Origin of the sequence: Cryobacterium sp. TMT2-14 (assembly GCF_004402465.1) — a bacterium.
GTDB lineage: Bacteria > Actinomycetota > Actinomycetes > Actinomycetales > Microbacteriaceae > Cryobacterium > Cryobacterium sandaracinum.
Map to the genome: position 1 here is coordinate 83,816 of NZ_SOFV01000009.1, position 20,011 is coordinate 103,826.

Genomic DNA, 20,011 nt, shown 5'->3' on the forward strand with positions numbered 1-20,011 from the left:
CTGGAACGGATGCGCAGCAACCTCGACCTCACCGACGGCCTGGTGTTCAGCGAACGGGTGACCACCCTGCTCGCAGAGGTCCTCGGCAAGGCCGCCGCGTTCGCCCTCGTGCAGCGCGCGTCGGAGAAGTGCTACCGCACCAACCGCCCGCTGCGGGTGGTGTTCTCCGCCCTGATCACCGCCGGGGGACATCCCGAGGAGCTCCGATCGCGGGCCTGGTCCGCGTTCGATGACGACCTCAGCCTCAGGCAGACGGACGCCGGAATCGACCGGGTGCTCGCCCGGTACCTCGAATCCACCGCGAGCAAGGGGACCTCACTATGACCCAGCCCATTATCCGCGGCACGGTCACGCCGGCACCGGCACCGGCCTCAGCCCCGCCGCCCGGCAACCGGTCACCGTCGCTGAGGTCGCCGACGTTGTGATCACCCTGGTCGACTTGGTCGGCGGGGGAGCCTTCCACTACGCCGGGGTGTCGTTCGGCGGCGCTGTCGGACTCGAACTGGCCCTGCACCACCCCGGAGACGGCGGATTTCCAGGACTTCATCACCCGCTATGCCTGGGGGGAGATCTGGACCAGGCCCGGCCGCGATCGGCGCACCCGCAGCTTCCTGACCCTGGCCTGCCTGGTGACCGGCGGCCACGAACATGAACTGGGCATGCACGTGCGCGCGGCCCTGACCCATGGGCTGACCCGCGCGGAGATCAGCGAGGCCATCCTGCACACCGCGATCTACGCGGGGGGTGCCGGCGGCGAATTCCGCTCTGGCGGTGGCACGCGATACCTTCAAGACGATCGACATCGGCACCACGAACTGAAGCTGAAGGACCACTCCATGGACAAGACGTACTCCTCCGCCGCGGCTGCCGTCGCCGACATCCCGGATGGGGCCTCTCTCGCCGTCGGCGGCTTCGGCCTGGTCGGCGTCCCGATCCTGCTGATCCGGGCGCTCCTGGCCCAGGGCAGCACCGACCTCCGGGTCGCATCCAACAACTGCGGCGTCGACGGCTGGGGGCTCGGCGAACTGCTGCGGGAAGGGCGGATCAGTCGGGTGATCGCCTCCTACATCGGCGAGAACAAGGACTTCGCCCGCCGCTATCTCGGCGGTGACATCGAGGTGGAACTGACCCCGCAGGGCACCCTGGCCGAGCGGCTCCGGGCCGGGGGCAGCGGAATCCCCGCCTTCTACACCGCCAGCGGCGTCGGCACCATGGTCGCCGAGGGCGGGCTGCCCTGGCGCTACGGGCCGGATGGGTCGGTGACGGTGTCGTCGCCGCCCAAGGAGACCCGCACCTTCGCGTCGCTCCGCGGTGGGGAGAAGGAGTACGTGCTCGAGGAGGCCATCGTCACCGACTTCGCCCTCGTTCGCGCGGCGAAGGGCGACCGGCACGGCAACCTCGTGTTCGAGAAGTCGGCCCGCAATTTCAACCCGGTCGCCGGCATGGCCGGCCGCATCACCATCGCCGAGGTCGACGAGCTGGTCGAGCCGGGGGAGCTCGATCCGGATGCCATCCACCTCGCCGGTATCTACGTGCACCGCATCGTGGCGCTCTCCGGCGCCGAGTCCGCCGACCTGCCGATCGAGAAGACCACCACCCGGCCGCGGCCCGTCGCATCCGTCGCATCCGTCGCATCCGTCGCAAAGGACAGCTGATCATGCCGTTGACCCGCAATGAAATGGCCGCGCGCGCCGCGCAGGAGCTCACCCCCGACAGCTATGTCAACCTCGGGATCGGGCTGCCCACGCTGATCCCCAACTTCCTGCCGGAGGGGGTGGACGTCATCCTGCATTCCGAGAACGGGGTGCTCGGGGTGGGACCGTACCCGTGGGAGGGCGAGGAGGACCCGAAGCTGATCAACGCCGGCAAGGAGACCATCACGGTCAACCCCGGTGCCAGCTACTTCGACTCCGCGCAGAGCTTCGGCATGATCCGCGGCGGAATGATCGATGTGGCCGTGCTTGGCGCGATGCAGGTCTCCGCCACCGGCGACATCGCCAACTGGGCCGTGCCCGGCAAGATGATCAAGGGTATGGGCGGTGCGATGGATCTCGTGCACGGCGCCGACACCGTGATCGTCGTGATGGAGCACACTGCGAAGAACGGCGACTTCAAGATTGTGAACGAGTGCGGCCTGCCGCTGACCGGCAAGCGCGTCGTGACCCGCATCATCACCGACCTGGCCGTGATCGACGTGACGCCGGGGGGTCTTCTGCTGCGCGAGATCGCGCCGGGACTCACCGTGGCCGAGGTGCAGGCCGCCACCGAGGTGCCGCTGCTCGTGCCGGGGACGCCGACCGTCATCCACACGCTCCTCTCCGCTCCGAACACGGTGGCCGCATCGTGAGAGACGTCGTCATCTACGAACCGCTACGCACCCCGATCGGCCGGTTCGGCGGCGTCTTCAGGGCGGTCGCGCCGGCCGACCTGACGCGGCCGTGATCACGGCGCTGATCGAACGCACCGGAATCGACGGGGCCGTGGTCGACGACGTGATCCTCGGCCAGGGCTATCCCACCGCGGAGGCCGCCTCCGTGGCGCGCGTCGCCGCACTGAACGCCGGCCTGCCCGTGACGGTCGGCGGCGTGCAGGTGGACCGGCGATGCGGCTCAGGGCTACAGGCCATCCTCGACGCGGCCATGCAGGTGCAGACCGGTGTCAGCGACGTCGTCGTCGCCGGCGGGGTCGAATCGATGAGCCAGGCCCCGTTCCACACCGTCGACTCCCGCTTCGGTGTGGGCGGCGTCGCCGGAACCCTGCTCCGGGACGCGCTCAGCCGCGGCCGCGAGACCGCCGGCGGGCGCCGCTACCCGGTACCCGGCGGCATGCTCGAAACCGCCGAGAACCTGCGCCGCGAGTACGGCATGGGCCGCACCGAACAGGACGACCTGGCTCTCCGGTCGCAGGCGCGGGCATGCGTCGCCGTGGCCGAGGGCCGGTTCGACGACGAGATCGTGCCGGTCACGGTGCCGGGCCGCACGGGCCCCGTCGTGGTCTCCGCCGACGAAACTCCGCCGACGAAACTCCGCCGACGAAACTCCGCCGACGAAACTCCGCCGACGAAACTCCGCGGGCCGACAGCAGCCTGACGGCTCTGGCCGGCCTCCGCCCGATCCTGCTGGAGACGGACGCCGACGCCACCGTCACCGCCGGAAACGCCAGCGGCCAGGGGCTCGCCGCCATCTTCGAGCGGGTGTAGGGAGTCTGTCTCGCGCACGGGTTAGGCGCCCGGGCCCCGATAGGGCAAGCTGGTGGAGAGCATTGGGGGATGCCATCACCAAGCCCACCACCCGTCGTCGTGCGCTGCTCGCACTCGGCGTCGCCGCAGCCGTCGTGCTGAGCGGCTGCACCGCGGGCCGGAACAGCGTCGACCAGAACAGCACGCCGATCGCGGCGGACATCGCCGGGCAGCTGGACGCGGCCGTGGGCGAGGCGATGGCGCTATCGGGTTCCTCCGGCGCTCTGGTCGGGGTCTGGTCCGCCGCCGGCGAATGGACCGTCGCGCACGGCACGACGGAAATCGGCGGTTCCGCCCCGATGACCGGCGGGATGCACTTCCGCATCGGCACCAACACCACGGCCATGACCTGCACGGTGCTGCTCCGGTTGGTCGACGAGGGAACCGTGACGCTCGACGACCCGGTCTCCACCTACCTGCCCCGCCTCGTCGGTGTGGCGGGCGTGACGCTCGGCCAGCTCTGCCAGGGCACTTCGGGGCTTGGGTCCTACAGTCCCGTTCTGGCCGGGGAGTTCGTGCACAACCCCCTGCGCACCTGGCCGGCGATGGAACTCGTCTCCCAGGGGCTGGCCACGCCCCGAACCGGTGCTCCGGGCAGCGTGTGGGGTCCCTCAAACACCGGAATCGTGCTGCTCGGGATGGCGCTCGAGCGGGCCACGGGCCGGCAGTGGGCGGCGCTCTACGATGAGTACATCTTCCATCCGCTCGGTCTGCACGACACCTCATATCCTCACGCCGGCGATGTGGACCTCCCCGCACCACACTCGCACGGCTACGCCGCCGCGGTGGGCGCCGACGGTCCGGTGTGCACGGCCATCACCGACAACACCCTGCTCTCCAATTCGATGAGCGGCGTGGCGGGCGGTGTCGTTTCGACGCTGGCCGACATGAGGACCTGGGCACGCGCTCTCGCCGCGGGTGGTCTCTTGTCCGAGTCGTCGGCGAGCGCCCAGTGGGACACCGTGAACGAAGACGTGACGACGCCGCCGTGGCAGCGCTACGGCCTCGGCGCGGAGCAGGTCGGGCCCCTCCGCGGGCGCACCGGATCGATCCCCGGATTCATCTCGGCGACCCTGGCGGATCCGGACCAGACCATGACCGTGGTGGTCATGCTGAACAACTCGAGCGCGGGTGACCAGTTCGCCCTGACACTGGCCCGTCAGCTGGCCGCCATCATCGCCGAGGCGCCGGCTGGACGCGGGAACGAACCGTCGGTTGCGCTGCCCTGGACGGTTGCGCAGACCCGAGCCGAACTGGCTGCCGAGGCGGCCTGCCCGACTGTGGCAGAGATCGTCGGTTAGCTGAGTGGGCCGTAACCGTTCGGTGGTGTCGCTCGCCGGGCCCGCCGCGCGCCGCGGAACGGGGATGACCCTCGGTCGAGGTCGCGGGAGCCCGTGGACAGGCAGGCCACGCAGCGTGTGCGGTGGATCAGCTCGAGACCCCTGGCAGCCACCACGAGAATACGACCCGCGAGAGGGGCCGAACGGGACTCCGGGGCTGCTCAGCGGGCCTCGGCCTCAGATTTTTTAGCCCTCGATGCTCCGGGAACAGTGGAGTACGTTTCTCGTTCCGCTTCCGCGCGTAATCTGAATGTGTGAATTCAGCAGGAACGACTGACCGAAGCGGCGTGAATGAGAACGACGCGAACCCTGGCGAGGGTGCCGTCAACCAGGTGGCCACGGCGCCGCTCGACCTGGCCGCGCACGTTGCTGCCGTGTCGACCGGATCCTGCGGGGCCGTCGTGACCTTCATCGGCCAGGTGCGCGACCACGACCCCGACGCCGCCGGGCAGGTGACCGGCCTCGATTACAGCGCGCATCCGGATGCCGGTCGCATCCTGTCCGAGATCGTCGCCCGGTACTCCCGCGAGTACCCGCAGGTGAACCTGTCGGTCAGCCACCGCATCGGCCACCTCGACGTCGGTGACCTGGCCCTGGTCGCGGCCGCGGCAAGCGCCCACCGCGCCGTCGCATTCGAAGCCTGCGAACGCCTGGTGGAGACCGTCAAGCTCGAGGTGCCGATCTGGAAGAAGCAGTACGAGGTCGACGGGTCCACCGCCTGGGTGGGCCTGACCTGACCGGACCCGACGTGACCTGACGTGATCCGACCTGGTCTGATTCTGGAATAATTAACCGGACGTGTATCCTGTTTATTAGCGGCCGGCTCGGTCGTTCCACCGAGGAGGATTCATCCTATGACCGCCGAACCCATCACCCTGAGCAGCGCACACACCTGCAACTGCAACCATGACGACGCCGAGACCATCGTGCTCGACGGTCGCACCATCCCGCACGCGGTTCGCCACGCGGCCATTTTCGGCGCCCTGGAGGCCATCCAGCTCGGCTTCTCGCTGGACCTGATCGCCCCGCACGACCCGCTGCCCCTGCTGGCGCAGCTCGAGCAGGCACGCCCGGGAGCGTTCACCGTGTCGTACGTGGAGCGTGGCCCGGACGCCTGGCGCATCCGCTTCACCCGCGCCGCCTAGTCTCCCGAGATTCGACACCACCGTGCACGGCAACGGGCGACTGGCGTTTCTGCTGCTCGGCGGCCTCTCTCTGCTGGCCGGGCTCGACGGTGCGCTGCTCCTGTTGGGTTTCCCGGCGCCGGTCGTGACCGCACGCCTGGCGGATGTGCACGGACCCCTGATGGTCTTCGGGTTCGTGGGCACCGTCGTCGTGCTCGAACGGGCCGTCGCCGTGCGCCGGAACTGGGCCTACCTGTCGCCGGGGCTGCTGGGCCTCGGCGGCCTGTCACTCGTATCGCCGCTTCCCCTGGTGGTCGGCCAGCTTGCCCTCGTGGCCGGGTCGGCCGTGTTGCTGGCCATCTACCGGGCGATCTGGCTCCGGCAGCCGTCGACGTCCGCCGCGGTGCAGGCACTCGGTGCCCTGCTCGGTCTCACGGCAACCGTGCTGTGGCTCGGCGGCGTGCCCGTGCCTGTCCTGGTGCCCGCGATGACGCTCTACCTGGTGCTCACGATCGCCGGTGAGCGGCTCGAACTCGCGCGCATCTCGCCCTCCGTCGACCACCGGGCCGAAATGCGGATGCTGGCCGCCGGCCTGTTCCTGACCCTCGGCACGGTCGTCGCTCTCGTCTGGCCCGGGGTAGGCTATCCGGTTCTCGGGCTCGGGCTGCTCGGTCTCGTCGCCTGGCTGTTCCGGCACGACGTGGCGACCCGGCTCATCCGCAGCACCGGCCTGCCCCGGTACATGGCCGCGTGCCTGCTGGCCGGCTACGGCTGGCTGCTCGTGGTGGGCGCCAGCTGGATCATCGTCGGCCCGAGCTTCTCCGGTCCCGGCTATGACGCCGTGCTGCACGCCGTCTTCCTCGGGTTCGTGATGTCGATGATCATGGCGCACGCCCCGACCATCCTGCCGGCCGTGCTGCGCCGGCCGCTGCCGTACCGGCCGGTGCTCTACCTGCCGGTGCTGCTGCTGCATGTCTCCCTGCTGGTGCGCATCCTGCTCGGTGACGCGCGCGACCTGCCGGCACTGGTGCAGTGGGGCGGCGTGGCCAACATCGTGGCCGTGCTCCTGTTCGTGCTGCTGGCCGTGATCTCGGTGGTGCGCGGCGTGCCGCGGCGCCAGCCAAACACCAAACTGAAAGTCACACCATGAACCGTCGACTGTGGCACCTCATTACCGGGCTTCTGACTCCGGCGTGGCTCCTTCTCACTCTCATCGCCGTACTCATCCACCGCTTCATCCCTGTCGCGCCGTGGCTCATGGTGCACCTCCTGTTCCTGGGCGCCGTGAGCACCGCGATCCTGGTCTGGAGCCAGCACTTCGCCGACACCCTGCTCCGGCATCCGGCCCCCGGCGGCCGCGCCTCGCTCGGGGCGAGGCTCGGCGCGCACACCCTCGGAGCGGTGCTCGTGATCACCGGCATCGTCGGCGGCTGGTGGCCGGTCGTGCTTGCCGGCGGCATCCTGGTCGGCACGAATGCCCTCGCCCACGCCCTGCTGCTGTTCCGGCAGTCGCGGGGAGCGCTGCCGGGACGGTTCGCACCGCTCGTGCGCTACTACATTGCGGCCGGAATCGCGTTGGCCATCGGTGTGACCCTGGGCGTGCTGATGGCCCGAACCGATATCGATGGTGAGTCCGCGGAGCGGATGTACATCGCCCATATCGGGTTCAACCTGCTCGGCTGGGTCGGCCTGACCGTGATTAGCACGGTGGCCCTGCTCTGGCCGACTGTGCTGCACGCCCGGGTGCAGACGACGCGCGCCTCGGCCCGCGGAACCCTGCCTCTGTTCCTGGCCGGCCTCGCGGTGCTCGGGATCGGCCTGCTGATCGACCAGCGCCTGGTCGCCGCCGCGGGTGTTCTGCTCTACCTGGTCAGCCTCGGCCTGGTGCTGGTTGAGGCCCTGCGCCTGGCCAGGCAGTCCCCGGCCGTCACCTTCGCCGGTTGGAGCATCGGTGCCGCCCTCACCTGGTTCTTCGCCTGCGTGCTCGGGTTCGGCCTGATCGTGACGTTCGCACCGAGCTGGGTAGCCGCGACCGACCGGCTCGGGCAGCTCGTGCCCGTGTTCGCGGTCGGTTTCGCCGCGCAGATCCTGCTCGGAGCCCTCAGCTACCTGGTGCCGGTCGTGCTCGGCGGCGGACCCTCGGTCTCGAAGGCCACGGCCGCCCTGCTCGATCGTGGTGCCCTGTTCCGGGTCATCGTCGTCAACGTCGGCCTGGTCCTCTATCTGATGCCGGTGCCCAGCCTGGTGAAGGTCACGGTCTCGCTGCTCGTCGTCGGCACGCTCGCCTCCTTCCTGGTCCTGATGCCGCGGGCGCTGCGGCAGAACCGCCGGCTCCGCCAGGCGACGGATGCGACGGCCCCGCCCGCCCCGCAGATTGCCGCGGCCCCGTCGCGCCGCACAGGTGCGACCATCACGGCCGTCGGCGCCCTGCTTCTGGCCGTATCCCTGGGGATCGCCATGGACCCGGCCGCCGCCGGAATCGCGAGCGGCGGGGCATCCGCCGACAGGGTGTCGACCGGCCACACGACCACGGTCGAGGTCGTCATGAAGAACACGCGCTTCAGCCCGGACACCATCGAGGTGCCCGTCGGCGACACCCTGGTGATCAACCTGACCAACGACGACGAGATGGTGCACAACCTCGTGCTCGCCACCGGCGTGGTCTCCGGTTCCGTCGCTCCCGGCACCAGCCGGCAGGTCGACGCCGGCATCGTGGGCGCCGACGTCGAGGGCTGGTGCTCCATCGCCGGCCACAAGGTCCTGGGCATGGTGCTCACGGTCGTGGCCGTCGGAGCCGAGCCTCAGTCCGGCGACGACTCCCCAGCGATGGACCACGGCTCTGCGCCCGCCGGCGGCGCGTCCAGCGCGGCAGACGATCTCGATTTGATGCGTGAGCCCGACGCCGATTTCGTCGCCCGCGACCCGGCGCTGGGGGCGGCGGAGGCGGAGACCGTGCACACGTTGACCATGCGGGTGGAAGACGTGGAGACCGAGGTGTCTCCCGGCGTCACCCAGACCCTGTGGACGTTCAACGGCACAGCCCCCGGCCCGACCCTGCATGGCAAGGTCGGCGACGTCTTCGACATCACCTTCGTCAACGACGGGTCGATCGAGCACTCCATCGACTTCCACGCGGGTGCCCTCGCACCCGATCGGCCCATGCGCAGCATCAATCCGGGGGAGAGCCTGACCTATCGTTTCACCGCGACCCGCTCGGGGATCTGGCTCTACCACTGCGGCACGATGCCCATGTCGGTGCACATGGCGAACGGCATGTTCGGCGCCGTGATCATTGATCCACCCGGGCTTTCAGCGGTCGATCGGGAATACGTCCTGGTGCAGTCCGAGCTCTACCTCGGTGCGCAGGGCGGGGAGGCCGACGCCGACAAGGTGGCGGCGCAGTTCCCCGACCTGGTGGTCTTCAACGGCATCGCCAACCAGTACGGAGCCCGCCCGCTGACGGCGAAGGCTGGCGAGAAGGTGCGCATCTGGGTGCTGGACGCCGGCCCCAACGTGGGCAGCTCCTTCCACGTCGTGGGCGGCCAGTTCGACACCGTTTTCAAGGAGGGCGACTACCTGCTGCGTGATGGCGGCAGCACCGGCACGGGCGGCTCCCAGGTGCTCGACCTGGCCGTGGCCCAGGGTGGCTTCGTCGAGTTGACCTTCCCGGAGGCCGGCAGCTACCCCTTCGTCAGCCACATCATGTCTGATGCCGAGAAAGGCGCCCGCGGCGTCGTCCTGGTCAGTCCGTGACCTTTGTCCGAGTTTCCCCAAAAATGATTGTGTGCGGCGTGTCGCCGGTTAGGTGGAAGAAATGGGCGGCCCGTCGCCTCAGTCTGCTGTGTGAGGGTATTACACCGTTGGACAGGGTTTTTATTGTGGAATACCGTCACTGCGAGTTTGGTGAAGCGATTAGAAATGTCACTCATACTTTTAATCCTGTGGTAGCTTTCAACCACCCCGCGTGACCTATCCGGGGGAGGAACCGTGACAGGTGGCAGCACCTGCTTCCGCGCCCTTGAATCACGCAACATGGAAAGGGGCCCACCGTGGTCCGATTGAGAGCCGGTGCAGGAAAACTGCGATCGGAGTTGATGGTTTCCAAAGGATGGTTGCAGGGCGTAGCCCTGGTAATGGTCTTCGGTTTCGCCGTGATGGGCTTCCTGGCCTTGAGGACCTATACGGACTCGATGCCCCAGCCCAAGCAGGTCGTCGACTCGCAGGGTGAGGTTGTCTTCACGACGGCCGACATCACCGCGGGCCAGCAGACCTTCGTGCGGCGCGGCCTGCAGCAGTATGGCTCGATCCTGGGTCACGGCGGCTACCTCGGACCGGACTATACGGCCGACTACCTGCGGCGCTCCTCGACCGAGGTGCTCGAGGCCCTGACCGCGTCCGGTGTGCAGGACCCACAGGGTGCCCTCGTCGAGATGATGCGGACCAACCGCTACGACAAGGCCACCGGCGACCTCGAATTCACCGATCTGCAGATCGAGGCCTTCGACACGCTCAAGCAGCACTACGCCGATTTCTTCGGTTCCCCGACCACCCAATACGGTCTGATCCCGAATGCCATCACGGACTCGGCGGACATCCACGACCTGACCGCCTTCTTCGCCTGGACGTCCTGGGCAGCCTCTGCTGAGCGGCCCGGTCACAACTACTCGTACACGAACAACTGGCCGGCCGAGCCGCTCGTGGATAACGTTCCGACCGCCGACATCATCGTGTGGAGCGGCCTCTCGCTCGTGGCCCTGATGGTCGCCCTCGGCGCCCTCTTCGGCCTCTACGGCCGGTGGAGCAAGAGGATGGGCTGGCAGCACGGGGAAGAAACCCCGGCACTGTCCTTCCGACAGCCGGGGGAGGTGGCGGTGACACCCGCCCAGACCGCCACGGCCTGGTTCTTCTTCGTGGTGGCTTTGATGTTCCTGGCCCAGGCCTTCCTGGGTGCCGCCATCGAGCACTACCGGGTCGACCTGTCGAGCTTCTTCGGGGTCGACCTGGCTCAGCTGCTGCCGTTCAACCTCGCCCGAACCTGGCATGTGCAGCTCTCGCTGTTGTGGACGGCCACTTCGTTCCTGGCCGCAGGCATCTTCCTCGCCCCGTATATCTCCGGGCGTGAACCCAAACGTCAGCACTGGTTGGCCTACGGCTTGCTCGGCGCCCTCGCCCTGGTCATCGTCGGATCGTTCGTGGGTGAAGCCTTGAGCATCTTCGGCGTCGAGGCCGCGAAGGGCTCGCCGTTCTGGGACATGCAGTGGGAGTACATCGACCTGCCCAAGGTGTGGCAGGGCATGCTCGTCGTCGGACTCTTCCTCTGGATCGCGATCATCTACCGCGGCATCCGGGCGCGTCTGAAGTCTGAGCACCGCTTCAACCTGCCGTGGCTCTTCTTCTACGCCGGTCTCGCGATCCCCGCGTTCTACGCCGTCGGAATGCTCGCCGGCACCGAGGTTCACCTGAGCGTCGCCGAGTTCTGGCGCTTCTGGGTGGTGCACCTCTGGGTTGAGGACTTCCTGGAACTGTTCACGACCGTGATGGTGGCCTACATCTTCGTCATGCTCGGGGTTGTGCACCGCAAGATCGCGATGCAGATCATCCTGCTCGACGTCATCCTGTATTCCGCCGGTGGCATCCTCGGCACCATGCACCACCTGTACTTCTCCGGAACCCCCGTCGAGCACATGGCGCTGGGAGCCTTCTTCTCCGCCCTGGAAGTCATCCCGTTGACCTTCCTGACGATCGAGGCCTGGAGCTTCCTCCAACTCGGTGCCCGGCAGGAGTCGCGCAGTTCGGCTCCGTTCCCGCACCGCTGGGCCGTGATGTTCCTTGTCGCGGTCGGCTTCTGGAACTTCCTGGGTGCCGGCGTCTTCGGATTCCTGATCAACCTGCCGATCGTCTCGTACTACGAGATCGGTACCGCGCTGACGGCCAACCACGCCCACGCGGCGATGATGGGCGTGTACGGAATGATGGGCGTCGGTCTGTCGCTCTTCGCCCTGCGCTACCTGATCCCGGCCGAGCGCTGGCCGGACAAGCTCGCCAAGATCTCGTTCTGGTGCCTCAACATCGGCCTGGCCTGGATGACGTTCGCAACGCTGCTGCCGCTCGGCGTCATTCAGCTCTGGCACTCCATCAACGACGGTTACTTCGAAGCCCGCAGCCTCAACTTCATCAACGAGCCCGGCAACGCCGTTCTCGAATGGCTGCGGATGCCCGGTGACATCGTCTTCATCGTCGGAGGCGTGATGCCGTTCGTCTGGATCACCTGGCTCGGGGTTCGCTACCGCATCAAGGCAACCACCCACGACGTGCCGATGGAGGCTTTGTTCGTCGAGGCGGTCCCCACCGGCGCGACGGTCACCGGCGGCGCGGAGCCGACATCCGGATATTCCTCGGACTACCGCTCCACCGGCACCGGAGAGCTCGGTGGGGACCGCCCGGGCGGCGGCGTGTGATGGCCTCCATCAATCCGGAGGTCTGGTTCGCGCTTGTCTACGGCGGCTTCCTGCTGGCCGTGGCACACGTGCTTGACCTCCTGGCGAGACGCACCGGGGCGAAAACCACCGCCATGAGTTCGAGCGGGTTCGAGTATCACGAAAACCACGACGCCTGGAAGTGCCAGGAGGACCAGTGGCTCTGGCCGATCTCCTTCGATCCGGATAACCGGGTGACGCGATACCAGGCCAGCCCCACGGTCTGCAACCCCTGCCCGGTCAAGGACACCTGCACCACCTCGGATGCGGGCCGGCAGCTCGCGCGAAACATCGACCCCTGGCCCAGTTCGGAGGCAGAACGGTTCCATCGCGGGATCGCCTGCTCCGTCGTCGTGCTCGGGCTCATCTGGCCGCTGGCGTCCATGTTCCAGAACCGCACGGGCGTGGAATTGCTGATCCTGGGGTCAGCCTCGGCCGTCATCGCCGCCGGCAGTTGGCCGTTGTGGTCGCACCTGCGTCGCACGCCCGCTCGCTTTCCCGAGCATCTCAAGGTCGTAGGGCTCGACGAAAGCGTCGCGGCCCGCGCCGCCACGGCGGCGGTCGAGGCGCAGCGGCGCAGCGGCTACGGCAGCATCAGAAAAACGGGCCCGCGGCCGGTTCAAATCGAACCGTACGCGAGCGCCCAGGCGTCGGAGCAAACCGACGCCGATCCGGAAACGATGAAAGGAAACACAGTGAGCGCCTCATTCTCAGCCCGTTGGGCTGAACTGGAGACGGAGGCCGACCCGGGTCGTTCCGGCCCCGCCGTGGGCTGGAGCCGGAGGGGCAACTCGTGATGGCCTGGCAGATCGCGGCCCTGATCGTGGTGGCGCTGCTGCTCGTCTGGCTGGCAGCTTCCTTCAAGGTGCTGCAGGAATACGAGCGCGGCGTGGCGTTCCGATTCGGCCGGCTGGGCCCGGTGCGGGACCCGGGTGTGCAGATGGTGTTCCCCGGACTGGACAAGATGGTGCGGGTCGACCTCCGGATCGTGACCCTCACGATCCCGCCGCAGGACGTCATCACCAAGGACAACGTTCCGGCCCGGGTCAACGCCGTCGTCCTATTCCAGGTCACCGACCCGGTCCGTTCGGTGATGGCGGTCGAGAACCACGCCATCGCCACCTCCCAGATGTCGCAAACAACGCTGCGCTCGGTCGTGGGCCGCGCCGACCTCGACACCCTGCTCGCCCACCGGGCCGACCTGAACGAAGACCTCGCCCGCAACATCAATGCGCAAACCGAACCCTGGGGCGTGCAGGTGAAGGTCGTCGAAATCAAGGATGTCGAGATTCCGCAGGCGATGCAGCGTGCCATGGCCCGTGAAGCCGAAGCCGAGCGGGACCGCCGGGCGAAGATCATCAATGCCCACGGTGAACTGCAGGCGTCGGAGGAGCTGGGCCAGGCGGCGGAAATCCTGAGCCGCAATCCCGCGTCGCTTCAGCTGCGCTACCTGCAGACCCTGCTCGAGCTGGGCGCCGACCAGAAATCGACTGTGGTCTTCCCGCTTCCGATGGACATTCTCGGTCCGTTCCTCAACGGCAAGGTCACCCAGCAGGTGGCCCAGCCGAGCGCCGCGCCCCCCGGTGCGGACACGGTTCCCCTGCCGGACCCGGCGGGGGCCGCCGCGGCCTTCGCCGCCGCCGTTGCGACCGCCGTTGCGGCTGCCGCAGCACAGACAACGGAGGTTTCTTCCTAATGGCCGACATCGTTTCACGCGACCGCGCCCTCAGCATCCGTCTGATGCTGATCGGAGCCTTCACCGGCATCTTCGCACCCATCGCCGGGTTCCTCGGCGGCACGATCGTCGGAGTCGACCAGACGGTCGGCGGCCTGGAACCGCTCTTCGTCTGGCTCTTCGTGGGCATGATCGTCGGGATGTTCGGCGTGGCCATCGGTATTCTTGGCGCCCTGCGCTGGGTCAAGGGCGGGCACCACCTGGACTGACCTGCCGCGCACCACCGCACGCAGAAGCGCCCGGCCGAGTAATCGGCCGGGCGCTTCTGCGTGCGGTGAGCTGCTGTAAAACGATCAGCGTTCCGGGCTGCTCAGTCGGTGCTGGGCTGGTAGCCGCAGCTGGGGTCCTCGGCGAGCGGGTCCCCGGTCACCGCGTAGGCGTGCGAGCGGGAGCCGCCGCAGACCGTGCGAAATTCGCAGTGACCACACCGGCCGCCGAAGAGATCCGGGGTGCGCAGCTCCTGGAGCAGCTGCGCCTCCCGGTAGATCTCGGAGAAGGGCTGCTTGTGCACCGACCCCACGGACACGGGCAGGAACCCGCTGGGGTAAACGAGACCGACATGGTCGACGAAGGCGAACCCGCGCCCGGAATTGACGTCGAGGGGGGCCCGCGGACGCCGCCGCCTCGGCTCGTCACCGGTGAGCAACCGCTCCGTGGCCTCCCGCAGCGAGGCTCTCAGTGGGCCGACTGGGAACGCGGTGTCGAGGTCAACCCCGTCGTCCACGCCGGCCCGCTGAAGCGCGATGCGTCGGTAGTGGGGTGCCTCGGTGGTCTTGATGGCGACCAGGTCGGAGACGTCGTGCAGCCAGTGCAGTACCTCCTCCTCCTCGGCCGCGGTCAGAGCGTTCAGGAGCTTTCCGCGGCCGGTGGGCACGAGGAAGAAGACACTCCACAGGGTGGTGCCGAGATCGAGGACGGTCTTCAGGATGCCGGGCAGCTCGTGCACGGTGTCGCGGGTGACGGTCGTGTTGATCTGCAGCCGGTAGCCGACCTCGCGCACCATTCGGGCGGCGATCATGGTGTCGTCGAAGACGCCGTCGACACCGCGGAAGGCGTCGTGGGTGGCCGCTGAGGCGCCGTCCAGCGAGAGCGAGACCGCCTTGGCCCCGGCGTCGTGGAGCTCGACCAGGACCTCACGGGTGAGGCGTGGGGTGACCGAGGGGGAGAGGGCCATGCTCAGGCCGAGGCTGGTACCGTGGGCGACGAGCTCCGGCAGGTCGGGGCGCTCGAACGGGTCCCCGCCGGTGAGCACGACCAGCGGGCGCGGTGTGCCGAAGGCGGCGAGGTCGTCCAACAATTTGCGACCCTGGTCCGTGCTCAGCTCGAACGGATTGCGAGTGCGGATGGCGTCGGCCCGGCAGTGGGTGCAGACCAGTTGACAGGCGCGCGTCACCTCCCAGATGACGATGAAGGGCCGTTCGGCGGTGTCGTGGTGCAGCACCCGGATGGGGCGCACGTGCGTGTCGGTCATGGGGCAAGTCCTAGCTCAGCGCCGAATTTCGGCCCTCAGTTGTTTTTACCATAGATATAGGGAAAACTAGTCTGGTGCCTATCGAACCCCTTGACGCCCGCACCCACCGGGTGCTCTCCGGCATCAGTCGGGTCGCCATTCTCGAACTCCTGCGCGATGCCGACGCGGCGATGGATGTGCCGGCCATCGCCCAAGCGGTGGGGCTGCACGCGAACACGGTTCGGTCCCACCTCGACCGGCTGGTCGAGGTGGGCCTGGTTGCCGAGACCGTCGAGGCGCGCGTGCGTCCCGGGCGGCCCCGGCTTTTCTTTCGCGCCACGTCACCCGCCGCCGAGGTCCCCGCCGAGTCCTACCGGCTTCTTGCCGGTCTCCTGGCCGGCGGCCTGGGCAGGGACGTTTCCTCGGGGGCAGGCGCGGCCGCGGCCGCGGAGGCCGGGCGGCGCTGGGGCAGGGAAATGGCCGAGACGGATGCCGGACTCTCCGACGCGCAGTCGGGGGCGGCCCACGGAGCATCGGTCGGGCGTATCGTTCAGATCCTTGACGAGGTCGGCTTCGAGCCGCGCCTCGGGGATGCCGGTGATACCGGTGCTGCCGGTGCTGCCGATGACGTCGCTTTCGGCGGCGCCGCCGCTCCGGTCGACGTCGTGATCGAGCTGCACCGTTGCCCGTTCCTCGATGTGGCCAAGGAGCACAGCGACGTCGTGTGCGCGGTGCACCGCGGCCTGATGGAGGGCGCCCTCGAGCGCCTGCACACACCCGGAGTCGGCGTCACCCTCGAGCCGTTCGCCCGCCCGGGCGTCTGCCTCGCCCACCTCGAGATCCCGGCGACGAAGCCGTGAGCGTGGCCCGGCGCACACCGCTGCGCAGCACCTGTGCGCGGCCGCATCCGTGCTCCTCCGCCATGCGGAACAGCATTCTCGGCCAGATCCCGATCTTCCAGGACCTGTCGGCCGGCGAGCTCGCCGACCTGGCCGAACGGATGCTGTCGCTCGCCTGGGGTCCCGGAGACACGCTGTTCACCGCCGGCGAGCCGTCCGAGCACGTGTTCGTACTCGCGGCCGGCCAGGCGAAGGTGTTCCGATCGACCTCGACCGGGCAGTTCACGAGCCTCGACTTCCTCGGCCCGGGAGCGGTGCTGGGAAGCCTGACCGCGCTGGACGCGGGTCGGTACCCCGAGACGGCCGTTGCCCTCGTGACCACCTGCGCCCTGCGCCTCGAATCCGGCGCCTTCCGGCAGATGTTGCTCGCGCATCCGCCGGTGGCGCTGCGCGTGCTGGATGTCGTCGTCGACCGCCTTCATCGGGCGCGGTCGAGGGAGGCCGAGCAGGCCTCCGTTACCGTCACAACGCGGGTGGCAGCGACCCTGCTGCGCCTCGCCGACACCTTCGGCGTGCCGGGGGATGGCGCCGGTACCACCCTGATCCAGCTGCCTCTGACCCGCGCCGACCTGGCCGCCATGACCGGCACGAGCGCCGAGTCGGTGTCCCGCGCCATGAGCGGCCTGCGCCGGGACGGGTTGATCGATTCCGGACGGCGGTGGACCGCCGTGCTCGACCGTTCGGGCTTGGTTGCGGCAAAGTGACGGCCGTCATGGTTGCCGCCGCCTCGGGTTCGTAACGTCGCAGTCATGACCACAATCATCCCCACCACAACATCCACTCCGACATCCACTCCGACATCCACCCCGACATCCACCCCGGCCACCGTCCACACCATCCTGCGGGCCGACGGCTTTTCCTGCCCGTCCTGCGTCGCCAAGATCGAGAAGCAGATCGGCCGCCTCGCCGGCGTCAGCGCCGTGACCGTGTTCTTCGCCACCGCCCGGATCGAGATCGACCACGACCCGGCCGTCGTCAGCACGGATGCCCTCATCGCCGCCGTCGGCAAGGCCGGCTACACCGCCCGCCTGGCCGCGTTCTGACCGGCGGACAGGGGGAGTGACATGACCATCGTGCGCCGCCACCTGATTCCCCTCATTTCCGGCGCGTTGATCGGCGCCGCCTGGCTGCTCGGCCTCCTGCCGGTGCCGCCGCTTGTCTCCGACGCGGCGATGGTGGCGGCCGCGGTCGTGGCCGGGTTCCCGATCATGCGGACCGCCGGGCGAGCACTGCTCGCCCGGGTCGTGGGCATCGACCTGCTTGTCACGGTCGCCTCCGTCGGCGCCATCGTGCTCGGCGAATACTGGGAGGCCGCCGCCGTGACCTTCCTGTTCGCGATCGGGCATGCCCTCGAATCGGCCACCCTCAACCGCACCCGCTCCGCCCTGACCGCGCTCGTGGCCCTGGCCCCGGACGTCGCCCTCGTGCTGCGGAACGGCGAGCAGCTCGAGGTCCTGGCCGGGTCCGTGCGGACCGGGGAGACCGTCCTGGTCAAGAACGGCGCGCGGGTGCCCGTCGACGGCACCGTGCAGCAGGGCACGGGCACGATCGACGAGGCCTCCATCACGGGCGAGTCCTCCCCGGCCGAGAAGCGTGCCGGCGACCGCGTCTTCGCCGGCACGGTCTCGACCGGCGGCTTCTTGCAGGTGCTGGCCACCGAGGTCGGCGCGGCTACCACCCTGGCCCACATCGTGCACCGGGTCGAGGAGGCGCAGGAGGCCACGGCCCCGACCCAGGTCTTCATGGACCGGTTCTCGGCTTGGTACACCCCCGGCATCCTGGTGCTCGCGATCATCGTCGGCGTGGTGACCGGCGACGTATTCCTGGCGCTGACCCTGCTCGTGATCGGGTGTCCCGGCGCCCTGGTCATCTCCATCCCGGTCGCGATCGTCGCCGGGATCGGCCGCGCCGCGCAGCTCGGAATCCTGATCAAGGGCGGCGAGTTCCTCGAGACCGCCGCGAAGATCACGGTCGTCGCGGTCGACAAGACGGGCACCCTCACCCGGGGCCGTCCGGTCCTGACGGATGTCGTGGTGCTGAACCCCGCCCTGACCCGTGCCGAGGTGCTCGACTGGGCTTCACGGGCGGAGGCCGGCTCCGAGCATCCGCTGGCCGGAGCGATCGTGCAGGCCGCCGCGCGGGAGGCCGCACGCGAAGCCGCGCAGGGCGCCCAGGTGACCGGCCTGCCGGAACACATCACGTCGGTGCCCGGGCAGGGCATCGTCGCCGCGGTGGCCGGCCGCACCGTGCTGATCGGCAATCCGGCCCTGCTCCGCGCCCACCGGATCGCGGGCACGGATGCCGCCACGACGCTGGCCGAGAAACTCGCCGCCCACGGGCGCACGCCGCTGATCGTCGTGCTCGACGGCGTCGTCGCCGGTGTCCTCGCCGTGGCCGACGAGGTGCGTCCCGACGCCGCCGACATGGTGGACGCGCTGCACGCGGCGGGGATTGTTCGGGTCGTCATGCTCACCGGCGACGGGCCGCTCGTGGCGCAGGCCGTGGGTGCCCACGTCGGAATCGACGAGATCCGGTCGTCGCTGCTGCCGGAGGACAAGCTCGACGTCGTCACCGGGCTCCGGCGGGACGGCCACGTCGTGGCGATGGTGGGAGACGGCGTCAACGACGCCCCGGCCCTCGCCACGGCGGACATCGGCATCGCGATGGCGGCGGCCGGTTCGGCCGTCGCTGTCGAGACCGCCGACATCGCGCTGATGGGTGACAACCTGCTGATGCTCCCCGCCGCCATCGACCTGGCCCGCCGCACGGTGCGCGTCATGCACCAGAACGTGGCCCTTGCGCTGGTCACGGTGGTGCTGTTGCTGGCCGGTGTGCTGTTCGGCGGCGTGACGATGTTCGGCGGCATGCTCGTGCATGAGGCATCCGTACTGATCGTGATTGTGAATGCGATGCGCCTGCTGCGCCGGTCCGGGCAGCGCGCGGAACGCAGAGCACGACGTCGGATTTCGTCCGAATCGCATGTCCAGTCCCCGAAAAAGTCAGAGAATTCAGAAAATAAGGAGATGATTAGGAGGTGACGCCGTCCTCCCCCTCGTCGAGCTACCGCACGCTCGCGTCCTTCAGCAGGATTCAGCTTCTGTACTTCCTGCAGCAGCGCGGAACGATGACGGTGGGCGACCTGGCCGAGGCCACCGGTCTGCACCACAACACGGCCCGGGAGCACCTGCAGCGCCTGATCGGGGACGGTTTCGTCACCTGTCACCCGGAAAATAAAGACTCCAAGGGCCGGCCTCGGATGTTGTACAGCGCCGCCGCCGGCCCGAACCACGTCGACGGCTCCATCCGGGCCGCGAAGGCCGAAGCCGCCGATCGCCACGGTGACCAGGTGCGACGGATGCTGCGGGTCGAGGCCGTCATCCACTCGCCGCTGCAGCGGCAGCTGGACGCCCTCGACGACCACCTCGACGAGTCCGGCTTCGACGCGCGGCTCGAGATCGACGGTGCCGACGGCAACCGAGTGCACCTGCACGAATGCCCGTACAGCGAGATGGTCAAGGCGCACCCCGAGGTCTGCCGGGTGCACTTCGGGCTGCTGAAAACCCTGCTCGAAAGGACCGAGGGACCCCTGAGCGCCGACGCGCTGCACCCGCTGGTCGAACTGAACACCTGCACCCTCGACCTGCACCGGTCCGACGCCGACCCAGGTGTCGAAACAGGCGCCGCACAAACCGCCGCGGAACAGCTCAAGCCGGCAATCATTTATCACGGCGTTTCCGGCTTGTAGCGAA

At 68.7% G+C, this 20,011-nt stretch carries 19 protein-coding genes and 1 pseudogene; 19 read left to right on the plus strand and 1 reads right to left on the minus strand.

Annotated features, from left to right (window positions below):
* The first annotated feature begins 9 nt into the window (after positions 1–9).
* The 14 genes and pseudogenes from E3O28_RS02935 (at position 10) to E3O28_RS03000 (ending at position 14,122) form a co-directional block, all read left to right on the plus strand.
* Entirely contained in the window at positions 10–324 is a 315-nt protein-coding gene (locus tag E3O28_RS02935) for a hypothetical protein (protein WP_134415148.1), read from the plus strand.
* A 164-nt stretch (positions 325–488) separates the two neighbouring features.
* A pseudogene (locus E3O28_RS17180) lies at positions 489–737 on the plus strand (carboxymuconolactone decarboxylase family protein); the annotation flags it as partial.
* Positions 738–836: 99 nt separating this feature from the next.
* Positions 837–1,655, plus strand: coding sequence for a CoA transferase subunit A (locus E3O28_RS02945; protein WP_134415149.1), 819 nt, complete (start codon positions 837–839; stop codon positions 1,653–1,655).
* 2 nt (positions 1,656–1,657) lie between these two features.
* Positions 1,658–2,347, plus strand: coding sequence for a CoA transferase subunit B (locus E3O28_RS02950; protein ID WP_134415150.1), 690 nt, complete (start codon positions 1,658–1,660; stop codon positions 2,345–2,347).
* A 91-nt stretch (positions 2,348–2,438) separates the two neighbouring features.
* A complete protein-coding gene (locus E3O28_RS02955; RefSeq protein ID WP_241972986.1) occupies positions 2,439–3,089 on the plus strand; it encodes a hypothetical protein in 651 nt (216 codons plus the stop codon).
* Positions 3,090–3,261: 172 nt separating this feature from the next.
* Positions 3,262–4,539, plus strand: coding sequence for a serine hydrolase domain-containing protein (locus E3O28_RS02960; protein WP_134415151.1), 1,278 nt, complete (start codon positions 3,262–3,264; stop codon positions 4,537–4,539).
* A 326-nt stretch (positions 4,540–4,865) separates the two neighbouring features.
* Entirely contained in the window at positions 4,866–5,315 is a 450-nt protein-coding gene (locus tag E3O28_RS02965; RefSeq protein ID WP_104101383.1) for a molybdenum cofactor biosynthesis protein MoaE, read from the plus strand.
* Between the two features lie 117 nt (positions 5,316–5,432).
* Positions 5,433–5,723, plus strand: coding sequence for a DUF2249 domain-containing protein (locus E3O28_RS02970; RefSeq protein ID WP_104101381.1), 291 nt, complete (start codon positions 5,433–5,435; stop codon positions 5,721–5,723).
* A 22-nt stretch (positions 5,724–5,745) separates the two neighbouring features.
* Positions 5,746–6,852, plus strand: coding sequence for a hypothetical protein (locus E3O28_RS02975; protein ID WP_233191430.1), 1,107 nt, complete (start codon positions 5,746–5,748; stop codon positions 6,850–6,852).
* Positions 6,849–9,455, plus strand: coding sequence for a multicopper oxidase domain-containing protein (locus tag E3O28_RS02980; RefSeq protein WP_134415152.1), 2,607 nt, complete (start codon positions 6,849–6,851; stop codon positions 9,453–9,455). Before E3O28_RS02975 ends, E3O28_RS02980 begins: the two co-directional genes overlap by 4 nt.
* A gap of 341 nt (positions 9,456–9,796) precedes the next feature.
* Complete coding sequence (locus E3O28_RS02985) at positions 9,797–12,160, plus strand: cbb3-type cytochrome c oxidase subunit I (protein WP_104101377.1); 2,364 nt, start codon at positions 9,797–9,799, stop codon at positions 12,158–12,160.
* On the plus strand, positions 12,160–12,975 hold the full coding sequence (locus E3O28_RS02990) for a hypothetical protein (protein WP_174721872.1): 816 nt from the start codon (positions 12,160–12,162) through the stop codon (positions 12,973–12,975). Before E3O28_RS02985 ends, E3O28_RS02990 begins: the two co-directional genes overlap by 1 nt.
* Positions 12,975–13,874 carry a slipin family protein gene (locus tag E3O28_RS02995; RefSeq protein ID WP_104101375.1) on the plus strand — a complete coding sequence of 300 codons (900 nt, stop codon included), beginning with the start codon at positions 12,975–12,977 and terminating at the stop codon, positions 13,872–13,874. The genes E3O28_RS02990 and E3O28_RS02995 overlap by 1 nt, the downstream gene beginning before the upstream one ends.
* Complete coding sequence (locus E3O28_RS03000) at positions 13,874–14,122, plus strand: hypothetical protein (protein WP_134415153.1); 249 nt, start codon at positions 13,874–13,876, stop codon at positions 14,120–14,122. The genes E3O28_RS02995 and E3O28_RS03000 overlap by 1 nt, the downstream gene beginning before the upstream one ends.
* Before the next feature lie 101 nt (positions 14,123–14,223).
* Here E3O28_RS03000 and E3O28_RS03005 read toward each other — a convergent pair whose 3' ends face one another.
* Positions 14,224–15,384 carry a TIGR04053 family radical SAM/SPASM domain-containing protein gene (locus E3O28_RS03005; RefSeq protein WP_104101370.1) on the minus strand — a complete coding sequence of 387 codons (1,161 nt, stop codon included), beginning with the start codon at positions 15,382–15,384 and terminating at the stop codon, positions 14,224–14,226.
* Between the two features lie 74 nt (positions 15,385–15,458).
* On the opposite strand from E3O28_RS03005, the gene E3O28_RS03010 reads away from it, so the two are divergent.
* From E3O28_RS03010 to E3O28_RS03030, 5 genes are all read left to right on the plus strand, one after another.
* Positions 15,459–16,223 carry a helix-turn-helix domain-containing protein gene (locus E3O28_RS03010; RefSeq protein ID WP_104101367.1) on the plus strand — a complete coding sequence of 255 codons (765 nt, stop codon included), beginning with the start codon at positions 15,459–15,461 and terminating at the stop codon, positions 16,221–16,223.
* 62 nt (positions 16,224–16,285) lie between these two features.
* Positions 16,286–16,966 carry a Crp/Fnr family transcriptional regulator gene (locus E3O28_RS03015; protein WP_104101694.1) on the plus strand — a complete coding sequence of 227 codons (681 nt, stop codon included), beginning with the start codon at positions 16,286–16,288 and terminating at the stop codon, positions 16,964–16,966.
* A 45-nt stretch (positions 16,967–17,011) separates the two neighbouring features.
* Positions 17,012–17,305: a heavy-metal-associated domain-containing protein gene (locus tag E3O28_RS03020; protein ID WP_134342352.1), complete on the plus strand. Its 294-nt coding sequence runs from the start codon at positions 17,012–17,014 to the stop codon at positions 17,303–17,305.
* A 21-nt stretch (positions 17,306–17,326) separates the two neighbouring features.
* Positions 17,327–19,300 (plus strand): cation-translocating P-type ATPase, encoded by a 1,974-nt coding sequence (locus E3O28_RS03025; RefSeq protein WP_134415154.1) that lies wholly within the window; start codon positions 17,327–17,329, stop codon positions 19,298–19,300.
* The gene (locus tag E3O28_RS03030) at positions 19,297–20,007 is read left to right on the plus strand and encodes a helix-turn-helix domain-containing protein (protein ID WP_134415155.1); all 711 of its coding nucleotides are present in this window, start codon (positions 19,297–19,299) and stop codon (positions 20,005–20,007) included. Before E3O28_RS03025 ends, E3O28_RS03030 begins: the two co-directional genes overlap by 4 nt.
* The last annotated feature ends 4 nt before the right edge of the window (positions 20,008–20,011 follow it).